At 64.0% G+C, this 14002-nt stretch carries 14 protein-coding genes and 1 pseudogene; 4 read left to right on the top strand and 11 right to left on the bottom strand.

What is annotated here, in order from left to right; all coding sequences use genetic code 11:
* Positions 1 to 74: 74 nt before the first annotated feature.
* The 5 genes from M4I32_RS12190 to M4I32_RS12210 form a co-directional block, all read right to left on the bottom strand.
* The gene (locus tag M4I32_RS12190) at positions 75 to 1856 is read right to left on the bottom strand and encodes an iron ABC transporter permease (protein WP_319034749.1); all 1782 of its coding nucleotides are present in this window, start codon (positions 1854 to 1856) and stop codon (positions 75 to 77) included.
* A gap of 57 nt (positions 1857 to 1913) precedes the next feature.
* A complete protein-coding gene (locus M4I32_RS12195) occupies positions 1914 to 2954 on the bottom strand; it encodes an ABC transporter substrate-binding protein (RefSeq protein WP_319034750.1) in 1041 nt (346 codons plus the stop codon).
* Positions 2955 to 3119: 165 nt separating this feature from the next.
* Complete coding sequence (locus tag M4I32_RS12200) at positions 3120 to 3917, bottom strand: enoyl-CoA hydratase (RefSeq protein ID WP_319034751.1); 798 nt, start codon at positions 3915 to 3917, stop codon at positions 3120 to 3122.
* A complete protein-coding gene (locus M4I32_RS12205; protein ID WP_319034752.1) occupies positions 3907 to 5079 on the bottom strand; it encodes an amidohydrolase family protein in 1173 nt (390 codons plus the stop codon). The genes M4I32_RS12200 and M4I32_RS12205 overlap by 11 nt, the downstream gene beginning before the upstream one ends.
* Positions 5080 to 5109: 30 nt before the next feature.
* Positions 5110 to 5340 (bottom strand): helix-turn-helix transcriptional regulator, encoded by a 231-nt coding sequence (locus tag M4I32_RS12210; protein ID WP_232711389.1) that lies wholly within the window; start codon positions 5338 to 5340, stop codon positions 5110 to 5112.
* A 113-nt stretch (positions 5341 to 5453) separates the two neighbouring features.
* Between M4I32_RS12210 and M4I32_RS12215 the strand changes: the two genes are divergently transcribed.
* Together M4I32_RS12215 and M4I32_RS12220 are read left to right on the top strand one after the other, a co-directional pair.
* Positions 5454 to 6044, top strand: coding sequence for a hypothetical protein (locus M4I32_RS12215; RefSeq protein WP_319034753.1), 591 nt, complete (start codon positions 5454 to 5456; stop codon positions 6042 to 6044).
* Positions 6045 to 6057: 13 nt separating this feature from the next.
* Complete coding sequence (locus M4I32_RS12220; RefSeq protein WP_319034754.1) at positions 6058 to 7158, top strand: tyrosine-type recombinase/integrase; 1101 nt, start codon at positions 6058 to 6060, stop codon at positions 7156 to 7158.
* A 332-nt stretch (positions 7159 to 7490) separates the two neighbouring features.
* Here the strand turns inward: M4I32_RS12220 and M4I32_RS12225 are convergent, their stop codons facing one another.
* The 6 genes and pseudogenes from M4I32_RS12225 to M4I32_RS12250 all read right to left on the bottom strand — a co-directional run bounded on the left by M4I32_RS12225 (position 7491) and on the right by M4I32_RS12250 (position 12211).
* Positions 7491 to 7802 carry a metal-sensitive transcriptional regulator gene (locus M4I32_RS12225; protein WP_319034755.1) on the bottom strand — a complete coding sequence of 104 codons (312 nt, stop codon included), beginning with the start codon at positions 7800 to 7802 and terminating at the stop codon, positions 7491 to 7493.
* 13 nt (positions 7803 to 7815) lie between these two features.
* Entirely contained in the window at positions 7816 to 9981 is a 2166-nt protein-coding gene (locus M4I32_RS12230) for a heavy metal translocating P-type ATPase (protein WP_319034756.1), read from the bottom strand.
* Between the two features lie 54 nt (positions 9982 to 10035).
* On the bottom strand, positions 10036 to 10245 hold the full coding sequence (locus M4I32_RS12235; RefSeq protein WP_319034757.1) for a heavy-metal-associated domain-containing protein: 210 nt from the start codon (positions 10243 to 10245) through the stop codon (positions 10036 to 10038).
* A 120-nt stretch (positions 10246 to 10365) separates the two neighbouring features.
* The gene (locus M4I32_RS12240) at positions 10366 to 10953 is read right to left on the bottom strand and encodes a DUF305 domain-containing protein (protein WP_319034758.1); all 588 of its coding nucleotides are present in this window, start codon (positions 10951 to 10953) and stop codon (positions 10366 to 10368) included.
* A gap of 438 nt (positions 10954 to 11391) precedes the next feature.
* Positions 11392 to 11562: pseudogene (locus tag M4I32_RS12245) on the bottom strand (IS110 family transposase); the annotation flags it as partial.
* A gap of 253 nt (positions 11563 to 11815) precedes the next feature.
* Complete coding sequence (locus M4I32_RS12250; protein WP_319034759.1) at positions 11816 to 12211, bottom strand: heavy metal-responsive transcriptional regulator; 396 nt, start codon at positions 12209 to 12211, stop codon at positions 11816 to 11818.
* Positions 12212 to 12265: 54 nt separating this feature from the next.
* Here M4I32_RS12250 and M4I32_RS12255 point away from each other — a divergent pair, with 54 nt between their 5' ends.
* Positions 12266 to 12580, top strand: coding sequence for a thioredoxin family protein (locus tag M4I32_RS12255; RefSeq protein WP_319034760.1), 315 nt, complete (start codon positions 12266 to 12268; stop codon positions 12578 to 12580).
* Positions 12581 to 12600: 20 nt separating this feature from the next.
* Complete coding sequence (locus M4I32_RS12260) at positions 12601 to 13929, top strand: NAD(P)/FAD-dependent oxidoreductase (protein WP_319034761.1); 1329 nt, start codon at positions 12601 to 12603, stop codon at positions 13927 to 13929.
* The last annotated feature ends 73 nt before the right edge of the window (positions 13930 to 14002 follow it).

The following is a 14002-nucleotide window of genomic DNA, read 5'->3' on the forward strand; positions in this document are numbered from 1 at the left end:
GCGACGGGACGGGGCGAGGTGCTGTCGATCGCCGGGTCTGCGGCCAGTGTGAGTGCATCATTCATGGAGAGCCCCTAATTCGTTGTGGTGATGACGGTCGACGTCGAGGATGACCACCGGCTGGTGCGCTTCTGAACCAGCATGGCGATGATCACGAGGACCGTGGTGACGATCGTTAGAGCGGTTGCCAGGGCGGCAAGTTGCGCGAACGAACCGTTCTGATAGATCTCCAGAATCTGGCGACCAACCACCGGATTGCCCGGGCCCGCCAAGATCGCGGAAGCCGTCAGATCTCCCACGATTCGCACGAACAGCAGGGTCCACCCTGCGATGAGTCCCGGAAGCATCAGCGGAAGGTAGATCTTGCGGAAGGTGGTGCTTTCACTAGCCCCGCTCACAGCGGAAGCCTCGGGTAGATCCTTGCCGATCTGGACAACCGCGCCGTCGGCGGCAACCGAACCCTGCGGGAAATACAGGGCAATGTAGGCCAGCAGCAGGATGACAACCGTACCGCTGAGGCGGAACGGTGGCCCGGCGAACAACAGCACGAAGCCGACCGCGAGCACGATGTGGGACATCGTCGGAGGGAGCTTCAGCGCTCCATCGATGACCCGCCCGAGCCGTACGGGAAGACGAGCGACGAACAAGGCGATTACCGCCGCCGCGGTGATGCCGATCGTCGCGCCTACGAGTCCCAGGCCAAGGCTGTTCTGAAGAGATTCGGCCGCGCGAGACGAACCGAGCACCGTGTCGAAGAATGGATCGAGACTGAAGTCCGCCCACTTCAGGTTCGGCGTCCAGTAGCCGTTGAGCGTAACAAGGACTAATGCCAGAACGGGCAGTCCGGTCGTAACGACGGCGTAGCCAATCATGCAGACTCGGGCGACCCCGCGCCATCGCCCCAATCTAAGCGGGGTCGCTGCACGCGCCTTGCCGCTGATCGAAGCAAACCGGCCACGTCGCAGCGCCACACTCTGGATGAACCACACCACGCCGATCAAGGCAACCATGATGAGGCTGAGGCCGACGGCGGCGCCCGTGCGGCTCGGCGTGTACGTCGTGAGCTGCTCAACGATCAGCACCGTGAGCACCTTGATATTGGCGCCGGTGCCGATAACCGCGGGAACAGAGTAAAGGGCAAGACCCGACCAAGTCACGAGGAGGGCGGCTCCCGCGATGCTGGGCGTGAGCGCCGGAAGTGTGACACGAAAGAATGTGCCGCCCAGGCCGACGCCCGACACTCGTGACTGCTCTTCGAGAGTGCTGTCCATATTGCGCAGCCCTGCGCTGATCAGCAGGAACGCATAGGGCACCTGGTAGATCGTCATCACCAGGATGAGGCCGAACCAGGAGTAGATATTGAAAGGTCCGTCGCTCATCTCGACACCGAAGATGCCGACAAAGTCCCGCAACCAGGCGTTGATGAATCCCGCGCCGGGTGACAGCAGCATCGTCCACGCGACCGCACCCGCGATGGGCGGGAGGAGATAGGGCACCATAGGCATGGCATCAGAAAACAGGCCCATCCCCGCATCCGTGCGCACCGACAACCAGGCGAGCGCGCCGCCTATGAGAAGGGAAGCCGCGCCAGCGGCGATCACGAGCACGAGCGTATTGAGGAGGACCTGCGGCAGTTCCTGGATAGAGGTCACGTCAGTAACGATGTTTCCCTCGTCACCGCCACCCGCCAGTGCCCGCCACGCGACTGCTATCAGAGGGCCCAATGTGATGAAAGCCATCGCCAGCACAACGACGCCGCTAATGCCTCCGAAAGGCGTGAAGATGCGACGCCGGACAGCACTGTTCGGCGAGACGACTGTCGGGTCAGGCTCGACTTCGCGCAATGTTGAGGTCACGATGACCCTTTCGTGTGGAGGAATGCGGGGGAGGATCTTCCCTCCCCCGCATTCCGGTCAGAGTCCGAGAGCGTCGCGGATCTCGGGATAGGCAGCTTCCGCCTTGGCCGCGAGGTCCGGGTTGCCGCGTACGGAGTTGTCCGGAGCATCAGCGGGGCTGATAACGCCTTCTACCGAGTTGTACGCCGCCTGCCCCTCCTCGGAGTAGAGGAAGTGGGCAAAGAGCCGCGCTGCGTTCGGGTGGGGCGCCTTCGTGGTGAGAGCAACCACCTGGTCCGATCCGTACGGAACGTCATCGGGGGTGATGTAGGCGAGCGGCGCCCCCTGGGCAGCGCTGTTGAGGACCAAAGTCGGAACGCCCGGGATAACGACGGACCCCTCACCGGCCGCCAGCGCCTCCGTCGCGGGCACGACACTCGCGTACCAACGACCGATCTGACCTTTGAGCTTCTCCAGGTATTCGATGCCGTATTCTTCGCTCACGAGGTAGAACCACTGACGCCAGATCGAGGAAACGGGCTCCGCTGCCAGGATCTTGCCCTCGAATTCCGGCTCGAGCAGCACCTCCCACGTCGTTGGCGCCTCGCCCTCCGACAGCTCGTCGGTGTTGTACTCGAATCCGAAAAGCGATGTGGAAAATGCTGCTGAACCCTCGAAGACGGCATTCTCAACGATGCCTTCCGGGTAGCCGGGGATTTCCTCATCGCTCAGGGGCGTAAACGCTCCGACGTCGAGCTGGTCATAAAACCAGGTGTCGTTGAACGGCAGGACGACATCTGCCACGACGGCGTCGGCGTCCAATTCGGATTGGAACCGCTGCACGAGTTCGTCCTGGGCAAGCCGCGTATAGGTCGCCTCGACTCCATACTTCTCGCTGAACGCCTCCGCCGCAGCTTCGGCGATCGTCGCGTCAGCGGTCGTGTAGAACGAGACCGTTCCTTCCTCTTGCGCCGCGACGATCAGCGCGTCCAGCTCGGGGTCGCCCGAGTCGGCGGAGGGGGCTGCGCCTCCGCCGGAACTGCAGCCCATGAGGGTGAGGCCGATGGTGAGAACGGCGGCGCCCGTGAGAACCCGACGTCGTTGAGGTTTGGTGATCATCTTTGACCCTTCTGTACTACTTCAGTGACCCACGTCCGTGTGGCCGCAGGCAGGGAAATCAGCTCCTGGTGCGCGGCCGCCGTCCAGCAACGGCCTCGGTCACAGTAAGTGATGGGAATTTCCATCCGCGCGAACCTGTCCCGCACAGCAGGACGCCGGTGATCTTCATCTCCTCTGCCACCGGGCCGGCCGCTTCTCGAGAAAAGACTGCACTCCTTCATGAAAGTCGGCACTTCCGTAGGCCCGCCGAAGCAGATCTTCGTCGTTCGGCATCTCATGCTCGCGAAGTCTTCGATACGCGGTCTTGGTGACCTCGAGAGTGATCGGCGCGTGAGCCGCTATCGTCGCGGTCATCTCTGCGAGCGTCGACCTCAGCTGCTCTTCTTCGACGACGCGCGTGACCAAACCGACGCGGGCGGCCTCTTCGGCGCCGATCAATTCGGCAAGATAGATCAGTTCGAGGGCGTGGGCGACACCGATCAGCTCGGCAAGACGCGCATACGCGGCCATCGACACTGCGTTGCCGAGCGTGCGCGCAATCGGCAGCCCAAACTTGGCACGCGGCGTGCAGACTCGAAGATCACATGCCATCGCGAGGCCGAGCCCGCCGCCGACCGCATACCCCTCCACGACCGCGATGGTTGGCACGCGCAGCGTCTCGACGTGAGCGAAGTACGAGGCGATACGTCTCTCATACTCCAGCCCATCCTGACCCGCAGAGTCGAAGTCCAGGAACTGGCGTATGTCGCTTCCTGACGCGAACGCGCGTCCACCGGCTCCGCGAAGGACTGCTACTCGGACATTCTCGTCGGCTTCTGCCCGCTCGCACGCTTCGACCAATTCTGCGTACATGACCTCCGTCATGGCGTTGTGCGCCCACGGGCGGTCGATGGTTATCGTGGCCACCCGGTCCTCGACGGCATAGCGGACGGCCCCGAGGCTTTCGGGCTGTTCATCGCTCATCGGGATACCCCCGTTCGATCCTGTAGAACCGCGCCGCGTTTCCCCCGAGGAGTGCACGCCGCTCGGGCTCCGGTCGATCCCGGATGGAGTGCTTGTAGGTCAGAAACAAGCGATCCCAACTGGCGCGGAGCCCGTCAACGGGGTAGTTGGACGCGAACATGCACCGCTCGTACCCAAAGATCGAGATCACGTCGGCGATCAACGAAAGGTTGTCCTCAGCGAGCCAGGGGTGGCCGGGTCGGAGCAGGAACGAGATCTTGCAGTGCACAGACGGGTGCTCGGCGAGAGCCTCCAGACCGTGCCGCCACTGCCGCAGTGAGTGAGGGTCGCGATCCCACGGGCATCCCGCGTGCTCGAGCGCGATCGGCAGCGTCGGGTGTCGACGAGGGATCTCGACGGCTTCCCGCAGATGCCACCAGGGGACACGCAAGTCATACGTCAGGCCGTGCTTCGTCAACAGTCCCAGCCCGTCCAGCCACCGGTCATCGTGCAGGGTTCGCCGTCGGTCGGACAGGACCTCGCCCGGTGCCGAGCTGGTGACGGGTTTCGAGCGGATTCCTCGAACGAGCGGGAAGGCGGATTGGGCGCTCAGCTGTTCGTCCGCATCGTCGGTGTCGACCCAGGCGTGGGCGACGACGGCGTCGGGCATGGCGTGCTGTGCGGCAATCTCGTGGAGCCATCGGGTCTCCGCCAAGCTTCCGCCTGCGTGGTCGGTGTCCGCCTCAACGTGGACGGTTGCGACCACGTTGTGGAGCGCGCTGTCGCGGCGATATTCCTCGGGCAGGTAGTCCCGGCGGATCGCCGTATGTTCTGCCATCCCCATCGAGCGACCGTCTTCGAGCCAGGGGTAGCGAATCTCCGCGCCGAGCTTCCACAGGTGTCGACGATCCCGTGCGACGTGGACCAGCCCCGACTCGCCGAGCACCTTCACTACCCGCTGTACGGTGCGTACGTTCAAACAGGTGCGACGTGCGATCCTCGCATACGACGGGTAGGCGTACCCCTCGGCCGCGCTCTCCAATTCCGCCAGGCACAACAGCACCAGCTTCTCGGCAGGGGTCAGCGGCAACCACGGCACATCCTCCGAGCCAGCAGGCGGGTCGGTCGCGATTCTCGGGCGGTTGTCCGTCTCCCACGCCCAGTTGCGTGCGCTTAAGCTCATGCTCGTCCCCTGCCTTCGTCCAGGTCACGGTCACACCGCCTCGGACGTGCGATCGCAGGTCGACGCCTCGATCCACTCCTCAAGTTCGTCGAGTGCATACACGATCGTGCGGCCGAGCTTGCGATAGCGAGGGCCTTTGCCTTCGTACCTCCACATCGCGAGCTTGCCCTTGGTGACCCCCGGCAGCATCGCGGCCACTTCATCCGGGCTCAGGAACGTGTGAGCCAGTCCCGTTCGCATCGTGTTCGTCGTGTTTGCCATGATCCAACTCCTTTGCGTATACCCGACAAGGTTTGACGTGAGTGAATCAGATGTGACAGACTGCGTCAAGGTTATACATGCATATTCGTGACGCGGAGAGGCAAACTAGGGAGGTGATAGTCGACGTGCGAACACTCGAAGGCGACCCCGTCACGTGGCGCGACGCCACACTCGCGATCGGGTCCGCGTTACGCATCGTCCCCGCCTTCCGGGCGACCATCGAAGAAGGCGACGTCCCGTACGACTCAACCGTGCAAGCCCGCTACGACCGCGAGCTCGGCCGCTACCGGGTGACGTCCGTCAACGTCGTAATCGCCGAACCCGGCGGCGAGATTAATGGGGCCGCGCTCCGCCGCGTGCGCGTGCAAGAGATCGTGCAGGCAGCGACACCGTCATGCATCGCGATCTCCCTCGACGACGGCAACGACCCCACAACGGTCAGCGAGCTAACAACCGCAGAGGGTCGTCTCGTCCCCGAATGGATGGCCGAACAGGCACGGCAACGCGCTAACAAAGAAGCGCGGATGGATCTTGTCGAACTGATCTACAGCGCTGCCGCACTCTCGGGCCAGCCCCCCACCAAAGCCGTCCAAGCCGAACTCAATGTGCCCTACCGCACCGCCGCGGATTGGATTTCCAAAGCCCGCGCCGCAGGACGCCTCGAAGGCATGAGCTACATCGCCGGCCGACAGGCGGATGGGTAGCGTCAACAGCTACGTGACTGCAAGCGGCAAGCGCTATCGAGTCAGGTTCCGTCGACCGGATGGAACACAGACCGACCGACGCGGATTCAAGACGAAGCGCGACGCCGAACTCTTCCTGTCGACGGTCGAGATATCAAAGGCGAAAGGCGAGTTCATCGACGTCGCCGCTGCGACAGTGCGAGTATCCGAGCTCGGAAGCGCGTGGATCCGCGATAGACAGCAGGTGATGAAGCCCTCAACTTTTCGCTCGCTCGAGTCAGCTTGGCGTATCCACGTCGAGCCGAGGTGGGGACGTCGCCAGGTCAGCGACCTGCGCCACTCTGATATCCAGGCATGGGTGTCGAAAATGGCGATCTCGCAGAGCGCTACGAACGTCCTCCGCTCGCATGGTGTGCTTGCAGGGATCCTCGATGCTGCAGTACGCGATCGACGCATCAGCGCTAACCCGGCGCGAGGCGTCTTGCTTCCGCGCAAGGGCACCAAGCCGAAGGCCTATCTGAGCCACCCGCAGGTTGAGGTGCTTGCGCAGGTCGCTCGCGAATCGACGATGGTGCGTTTCCTCGCTTACACGGGACTTCGTTGGGGCGAAGCTGCAGGGCTACGGGTGAGGAACTGCGACTTGGCTCGGCGGCGCGTACTTGTGGTCGACAATGCAGTCATGGTCGGGACGACTGTGGTGGTGGGCACTCCGAAGTCCCACAAGTCGCGATCGGTGCCCATCCCCGCGTTCCTCAACAGCGAGCTCGAGCGTCTCACTCGAGGGAAGCCCGATACCGCATACCTCTTCGGCACCGGGGAGGCCCCCGTGCGACTCCCCAACTCGAACGATGGCTGGTTCGCCAGCGCGGTTCGACGTGCTCAGAAGATCGATGCGACCTTCCCCCGCGTCACACCTCACGACCTTCGCCACTCCGCCGCGTCCCTTGCCGTAAGTGCCGGCGCCAACGTCAAAGCGGTGCAGCGGATGCTCGGTCACGCGAGCGCCGCGATGACGCTTGACGTGTACAGCGATCTCTTCGATGACGATCTTGATGCCGTTGCAGACCGGTTGGATCGGGCTCGTTCCGATTCAAATGTGGGCAAAATGTGGGCAGAGGGCCCCTCTGGCGAATGACAGAAGCCCCGCGATCCCAGTGTTTCCAGGGGTTCGCGGGGCTTCGAAAGTGGCGGTGACGGTGGGATTTGAACTCACGAACCGGAAGTCGCGCTTGCTCAGGAAGCCCGGATTCTTGCGGTTTCGATCAGGTCATGAGGTCTCTCAGATCAGCCATCTGGTCTTCGATTTCGCTCATCCGTTGCCACACCGTTGCCACAGGACTTCTACCGAGGCGAGTACCCAGCGCGTGTTCACCGCAGCGACGTTGTTGCCCTCATACCCGTTCAGACCCGGCCCCCGACGGTACGGATCGCAAGTGCGCGAGACTGGTCCCGTTGTTAGTGGTTGAGTCAGGAACGGACGAGGCGGGCGATGGCGTCGCTGGCTTCCTTGATCTTCGAGTCGGCTTCGTCGCCTCCCGCGCGGGCGGCGTCGACGACACAGTGCTTGAGGTGATCGTCGAGGAGACCGATCGCGACGGCTTGCAGGGCATTGGTGAGCGCGCTGATCTGAGTGAGGATGTCGATGCAGTACTTCTCCTCATCGACCATCTTCGAGATTCCGCGCGCTTGTCCCTCGATGCGCTTGAGTCGGCTGAGGTACCGGTCCTTGTCGGTGATGTAGCCGTGGTGGTGGGCTGGCGCGTCAGGAGTGGCGGTCATCAGGGGTTCCGTTCTAGCGGTCCAGGATCATCCGGGTGCTGGTTTCAGGGGTGAGGTTCAGGCGTCGCAGGAGTTGGGCGTTGAGGGCGACGACGACCGTGGACAGTGACATCAGGATCGCACCGACTGACATCGGGAGGACGAATCCGATGGGTGCGAGCACGCCGGCGGCGAGGGGGACGGAGATCAGGTTGTAGCCGGCGGCCCACCACAGGTTCTGCTTCATCTTGCGATAGCTCGCCCGGGACAATTCGATCACAGAGAGCACCGACCGCGGGTCAGAGCTGGCGAGAATCACCCCGGCGGAGGCGATTGCGACGTCGGTGCCCGCACCGATCGCAATGCCGACGTCGGCTTGGGCGAGGGCGGGAGCGTCGTTGACGCCATCGCCGATCATCGCGACCTTCTTGCCCTCGGCCTGCAACTCGGCGATCTTCGCGGACTTGTCCTCCGGGCGGACGCCCGCGAAAACACGGTCGATGCCCAGTTCCTCGCCCACGGCATTGGCGACGGCTTCCGCGTCACCGGTAATCATCACGACCTCGATACCGAGCTTGTGCAACGCTCCGACGGCTTCACGGGACTCGGGGCGGATCTCATCGGCGAGCTTGAGCCCCCCGATCACCGTGCCGTCCTGGACGACATGGAGGATGATCGCCCCCTCGGCGCGCCATGCCTCTGCGGGGTCCACCTCAGCGGCACCGACCTCTTCGAGCAGGCGGGGACCGCCGACACGGACCTCGGTGCCGTCAACGGTCGCCGTGACACCAACGGCAGGCGAGGACATAAACCCGCTCGCTGCAGCCATCGTGAGGTTGCGCTCCTGTGCGGCACGGACGATCGCTCGGGCGAGAGGGTGCTCGCTATCCGCTTCGGCGGCTGCCGCAACTACGAGGACAGTGTCGGCATCGTGGCCAGCTGCGGGGGCGATATCGGTGACGGTCGGTTCGCCCTTGGTAAGGGTGCCGGTCTTATCGAACAAGACCGCATCGATCGTGCGCATGCTCTCCAACGCCAACCGGTCCTTGATCAGCACGCCACCGCGCGCGGCACGCTCGGTCGAGATCGACACGACAAGCGGGATCGCCAGACCGAGCGCATGGGGGCAGGCGATCACGAGAACGGTGACGGTGCGGATGACGGCGGCGTCGGGGTTTCCGATCAGGGTCCAGACGATCGCGGTGATGGCCGCCGCGCCGAGCGCGAACCAGAACAGCCAGCCCGCAGCCCGGTCAGCGATTCGCTGCGCACGCGAGCTGGAATTCTGCGCCTCGGTGACCAGCTTCTGAATCCCGGCGAGAGCGGTGTCATCGCCGGTCGCGGTGACTTCCACGCGCAGCCCGGAATCGGTGGCCACTGTCCCCGCCGTGACAGAATCCCCGGTTCCACGGGCGACGGGACGGGATTCGCCCGTGACCATGGACTCATCCATGTCCGCTTGTCCGTCGACGATTCTGCCGTCGGCAGGAACGCTGCCACCGGGGCGGACCACAACGACATCCCCCACCTTCAGGTCGGCGGGCGCCACCTTCACAATCCGGTCTCCCTCGACCCGCTCGGCCTCATCGGGCAGCAGCGCGGCGAGGGAATCCAACGCGGACGTGGTCTGGGCGAGGGAGCGCATCTCCACCCAGTGCCCAAGGAGCATGATCACGATCAGCAGCGCCAGCTCCCACCAGAACTCCAGTTGATGATCCAGCAGGCCCAGACTTGCCCCCCAGGAGGCGACGAACGCGACCGTTATCGCCAGACCGATCAGCAGCATCATCCCCGGGGTGCGGGAACGCAGCTCCCTGATCGCGCCGGTCAAGAACGGCCAGCCACCCCAGAAATACATCACCGTCCCGACTACCGGGGCGATCAGATTCACGCCAGGGAACTCCGGCAACGAGTAGCCCAGGAGCATCGCGAACATGCTCGAGAACCCCACCACCGGGATCGCCAGCAGCAGGTTGATCCAGAACAGCCGGCGGAACTGCCCGACGTGATCCCCATGCCCCGCATGACCACCGCGCCCGGCACCACCACCATGACCTTCGTGGCCCGCGTGGCCCGCGTGGCCACCGGCCTGAGGTGCATGCTCGTGTGCTTTGCCCTCCTGGTCGGGGCTAGTCGCCAGGGAATGGGCAGTGCCCTGGGTGTCCGCTTCGGTGTGCCGGTGAACGTGCGAGTCAGTCATGGAATCCTCCGAGATCCGAAAGTAGTGCGATTTGGCGGCGACCTGCGCGATGAATCAGGCCGGTGCGGCCTGGTACCCGGCGCGAGCAACAGCGGCAACGACCGCGGAAGTGTCCAGCGGTGCAGAACTGGAGACGGTGAGCGCACCGGTCGTGGCGCTCACCTCCACCGCGTCGACCTCAGGCATCTGCGCGACCTGTTCGCGGACCGAGCTCTCGCAATGCCCACACGACATCCCCACCACCTGGAAAACTTCTGTCGCCATCACTCTCTCCTTCCCTCCGCCTATACCCCAAGGGGGTACCAACTACCCGGTGCAACGGTGCAGGGGTGGCGGAGTATTCCGTTGCGACCGATCAACTTCACCAGGTGGCTCGTTGGGCGTTTACTCTGTCGGGCATTGCCGCTCGGCGCTGACGTCGTATTCGGGGACGGGTCGCTCTGCCGCTTCGGCGGCGGTCGCGGCGACGCCATTCTCCTCGATGTCTTGGACCAGCCACTCCATCTCGAAGATCTCGCGCCGCTGGGCTTCGCTGATCTCAACGGCGAGCTCGCACACCCGGACGTCAGCGATTTGAGCGCGTTCCGAGCGTGTGATGGCGAGGGAGTGGTGCGGGATCATCCCGTTCATGAAGCCGGTGTCATCGACGATGATCTGGCTGCGATCCAGCGCGATCCCGCCGCCGATCAGCAGCAGACTCACCACGATCACGACGATGTTGGCTTTGGTGTTCTTGTACATGTTCAGCATCCACGCGAGCATCACCAAACCCATCGTGCCGCCCATCGTGACAGCCATGAACACCCGGCTCTCGCTGAAGCGGATATGGCCCCATTCCCACGAACCGGCGAACATCACCCAGTACATGACGACCATCGCCGTCAGCAGCATCGCCCCGAACCGGGCGTACATAATGAACATCTTCCGCCGGTCGCTCCGGTCTTTCTCTTTGATTTCCGTGTGAGCGGTCATCACCGTCGTCTCCTCGACTCGCGGGTTCGCGCCCCAGATCCGGTGTGAACGGGGCGAGTTCAAGTGAAGAAGCTAGTGAAGCGACTACCGGCACGGGAAGCGCATTGATACCTCTACGGGGTTATGGTAGTGGCCGCAGTCTCGACGGTCGGGTCATGGTCGCACCGGGCGTAAGGTCAGCACCCCCGTTACCTTCTTCGTAGCCGCTTGGTGAGCATGCCGGGCGGTGGCAGCCTGCCGGGCTCGGCACGATTGGTCCCCCCTGTCGTACGCATGATCCGGGGGGCGTTGTGACCGAGCCTGGTAAGCGGTGGGTGATCGCTGATAGGGGTCAGGCCCGAGCACTCTCGAGGTCGTTCGCAACGTGGATGCCGAGACGCATCGTCGCAGCTGCCAGCCCGAGCGAGCGGAGGAGCTGTGGTCACCCAGATCAACAGCGCCGTTCTTCTGGAGGTCTATGAGCACCGCGCGGAGCTTGCGCTCGTCCTTCGGGAGCGCCCGGTCGTATAGCTTCTTCCCGGCCCGGTCGAGAGCGACCGGGTGGTGCTCGCCTTTGCCGACGTCGAGGCCGACGAACACGTCGACCTGGTCGTAATTCTCGCGACGTATAGACCGCAGCGCCGACAGATGAAGGCCCCCGAGTCCCCCAGTGCGTGAAGTTCGAACGCTGATAGCTTCGGCCGTAGCATGAGCACCCTGGTGCGACCGCTGGCTTCGGGCCGGTATCGGCCTTCTGCACAAGCCAGATGCTACCGGCGAGCATCCTTTGCGACCTGTATGGCTGCTCTCTCCGGGAAGACGCCAGCTGAGGCGGCGCCAGGTCGATGGCCTCAAGGCGGAGAGCGTCGCATGGCGCAGGCAGTTACTGCGGGATCAAGTTGCAGACGCTGCCTGCGGAGCATTCCGCCGGGTCAAGCATCCGGCTTGCCGCAATCATGCTGACAAGTTCCGCTTCGAGTCGGGCAAGCTCTTCCTGCCGCGCACGGACCTCGGAGAGTTTCTCGGCCAGCAGGAATTCCACATGTGAGCAGGGAGCTTGTCCAGCCTCTCGCAGCTCGAGAACTCCTGCGATATCGGTCAGCTTCAGGCCGGCGGCCTGCGCGGCACGGATGAACCCGATTCGTGCGACCGTACGGTCTTCGTACGACCGGTATCCGTTGCTCTCTCGGTGGGGGGCCGGCAGCAGACCTTCGCGTTCGTAAAACCGGATGGTCTGTCTGCTGACGCCGGACATTTCGGCGAGGTTTCCGATGCGCATGTCTCCATCACACCACTTGACCTTGCATCTGACTACAACGTTTATGGTCGGTGCATGGAGATCACGGTGCAGTACTTCGACGGGTGTCCGAACTGGGAGACCGCCGCGGAACGCGTGGCAATGATCGCGGCGGAGCGTTCTGAGCTCACGGTGAAACGTCAGCGCGTAGCCACGCAGGCGGAAGCGGAAGCGCTGGACTTTCGTGGCTCCCCCACGCTTCTCCTCGCGGGGGCTGCATTGTTCGCGGCACCAGATGCGCCGCCGGGCTTGTCCTGCCGGGTCTACCTGACCCCGAACGGTCTTGCCGGATCCCCGACGCTGGAACAGTTGCGCGACGCGATCGCCCACGCCGAAGCAGCTGTGGAATGAGCGACACGTTCGACCTGGTCGTGATCGGCGCGGGCATGGCGGGAATCTCCGCGGCCAACAAGTGCGCCGCGCAGGGATGGCGGGTCGGGATCGTCGACGAACTCCCCTACGGCGGAACATGCGCGCTGCGCGGCTGCGATCCGAAAAAGATCCTGCGCCGCGGCGCAGAGGTCATCGACGCAGCTCAACTGATGAGCGGCACCGGTATCGACCAGAACGGGATGGCCCTGGATTGGCCAGCGCTGATGGAGCGGAAACGCAGCTTCACGGATCGTGTCCCGAAGCGGATGGAGAACGAACTCACCGGCAATGGCGTCACCACCTTCCACGGGCACGCCGCGTTCACCGGAACCAACGAGCTCACCATCGACGGCACCGCCCATCGATCGGACAGGTTCCTCATCGCCTCCGGTGCGACCCCGCGTCCCCTGGACTTCCCCGGTGCCGGGAATCTCATCGACAGCACCGGGTTCCTCGATCTCGATCAGCTACCGCAAAGGATCGTGTTCATCGGCGGCGGCTTCATCTCGTTCGAATTCGCCCACATCGCCACCCGTGCGGGCGCAGACTGCGTGATCATCGACCGCGGACCGCGCCCGCTGCGCGAGTTCGATCCCGACCTTGTCGAGTTGCTCATCAGCCGAACCGAGCAGGCCGGCATCCGTGTCCTTCGCAACACGACCATCACCGGAGTCGAAGCCACGCCGGCCGGCCACAGGGTCGGCATCGACACCACCGGCAGCGCGGGCAGCATCGACACAGGCCTCGTCGTCCACGGCGCCGGCAGGGTCCCCAACCTCGCCAGCCTGCATCCGGATGCCGCCGGCGTCGCCAGCGGCGTCCGCGGTGTCACGGTCGCCGCCCACCTACAGAGCACGACCAACCCGGGCGTGTATGCCGCCGGCGACGCCGCAGGCACGCCTGGCCGCCCTCTCACCCCCGTCGCCGTGTTCGAAGGCAAAGTAGCCGCATCCAACATGATCAGAGGCACCACTACCGCTCCCGACTACACCGGCGTGCCCACCACTGTGTTCACCATCCCCGAATTGAACCGTGTCGGACTCCTCGAGCACGAAGCGGTCGAAGCCGGGCAAGACATTGCGGTCCGATTCACCGACACCAGCCACTGGTACTCCACCTATCGAGTCGCCGAAACCACCGCGGCCGCGAAGATCATCATCGACGCCGCCTCCGACCGGATCCTCGGCGCACATCTCCTCGGCCTGGACTACTCCGAACTCATCAACACCTTCGGACTCGCCATCAAGCTGGGCCTCACCACCCAGCAACTCAAATCCGCCACCGCCACCTACCCCTCGCTCGGCTCCGACCTCGGATCGCTGCTCTAGGACACTTCGCTTGACTAACCACATAGGCCCCCTCGCACATACGCGGGACTGGCCATCGCAGCGTGATCGTGCG

The sequence above is a fragment of the Microbacterium sp. LRZ72 genome (assembly GCF_033792225.1).
Lineage (GTDB): Bacteria > Actinomycetota > Actinomycetes > Actinomycetales > Microbacteriaceae > Microbacterium.

Excerpts from the sequence above, each read along its gene's own strand:
- M4I32_RS12195 (WP_319034750.1), bottom strand. The coding sequence starts at position 2,954 with ATGATCACCAAACCTCAACGACGTCGGGTTCTCACGGGCGCCGCCGTT.
- M4I32_RS12200 (WP_319034751.1), bottom strand. The coding sequence starts at position 3,917 with ATGAGCGATGAACAGCCCGAAAGCCTCGGGGCCGTCCGCTATGCCGTC.
- M4I32_RS12205 (WP_319034752.1), bottom strand. The coding sequence starts at position 5,079 with ATGAGCTTAAGCGCACGCAACTGGGCGTGGGAGACGGACAACCGCCCG.
- M4I32_RS12210 (WP_232711389.1), bottom strand. The coding sequence starts at position 5,340 with ATGGCAAACACGACGAACACGATGCGAACGGGACTGGCTCACACGTTC.
- M4I32_RS12225 (WP_319034755.1), bottom strand. The coding sequence starts at position 7,802 with ATGACCGCCACTCCTGACGCGCCAGCCCACCACCACGGCTACATCACC.
- M4I32_RS12230 (WP_319034756.1), bottom strand. The coding sequence starts at position 9,981 with ATGACTGACTCGCACGTTCACCGGCACACCGAAGCGGACACCCAGGGC.
- M4I32_RS12235 (WP_319034757.1), bottom strand. The coding sequence starts at position 10,245 with ATGGCGACAGAAGTTTTCCAGGTGGTGGGGATGTCGTGTGGGCATTGC.
- M4I32_RS12240 (WP_319034758.1), bottom strand. The coding sequence starts at position 10,953 with ATGACCGCTCACACGGAAATCAAAGAGAAAGACCGGAGCGACCGGCGG.
- M4I32_RS12250 (WP_319034759.1), bottom strand. The coding sequence starts at position 12,211 with ATGCGCATCGGAAACCTCGCCGAAATGTCCGGCGTCAGCAGACAGACC.
- M4I32_RS12255 (WP_319034760.1), top strand. The coding sequence starts at position 12,266 with ATGGAGATCACGGTGCAGTACTTCGACGGGTGTCCGAACTGGGAGACC.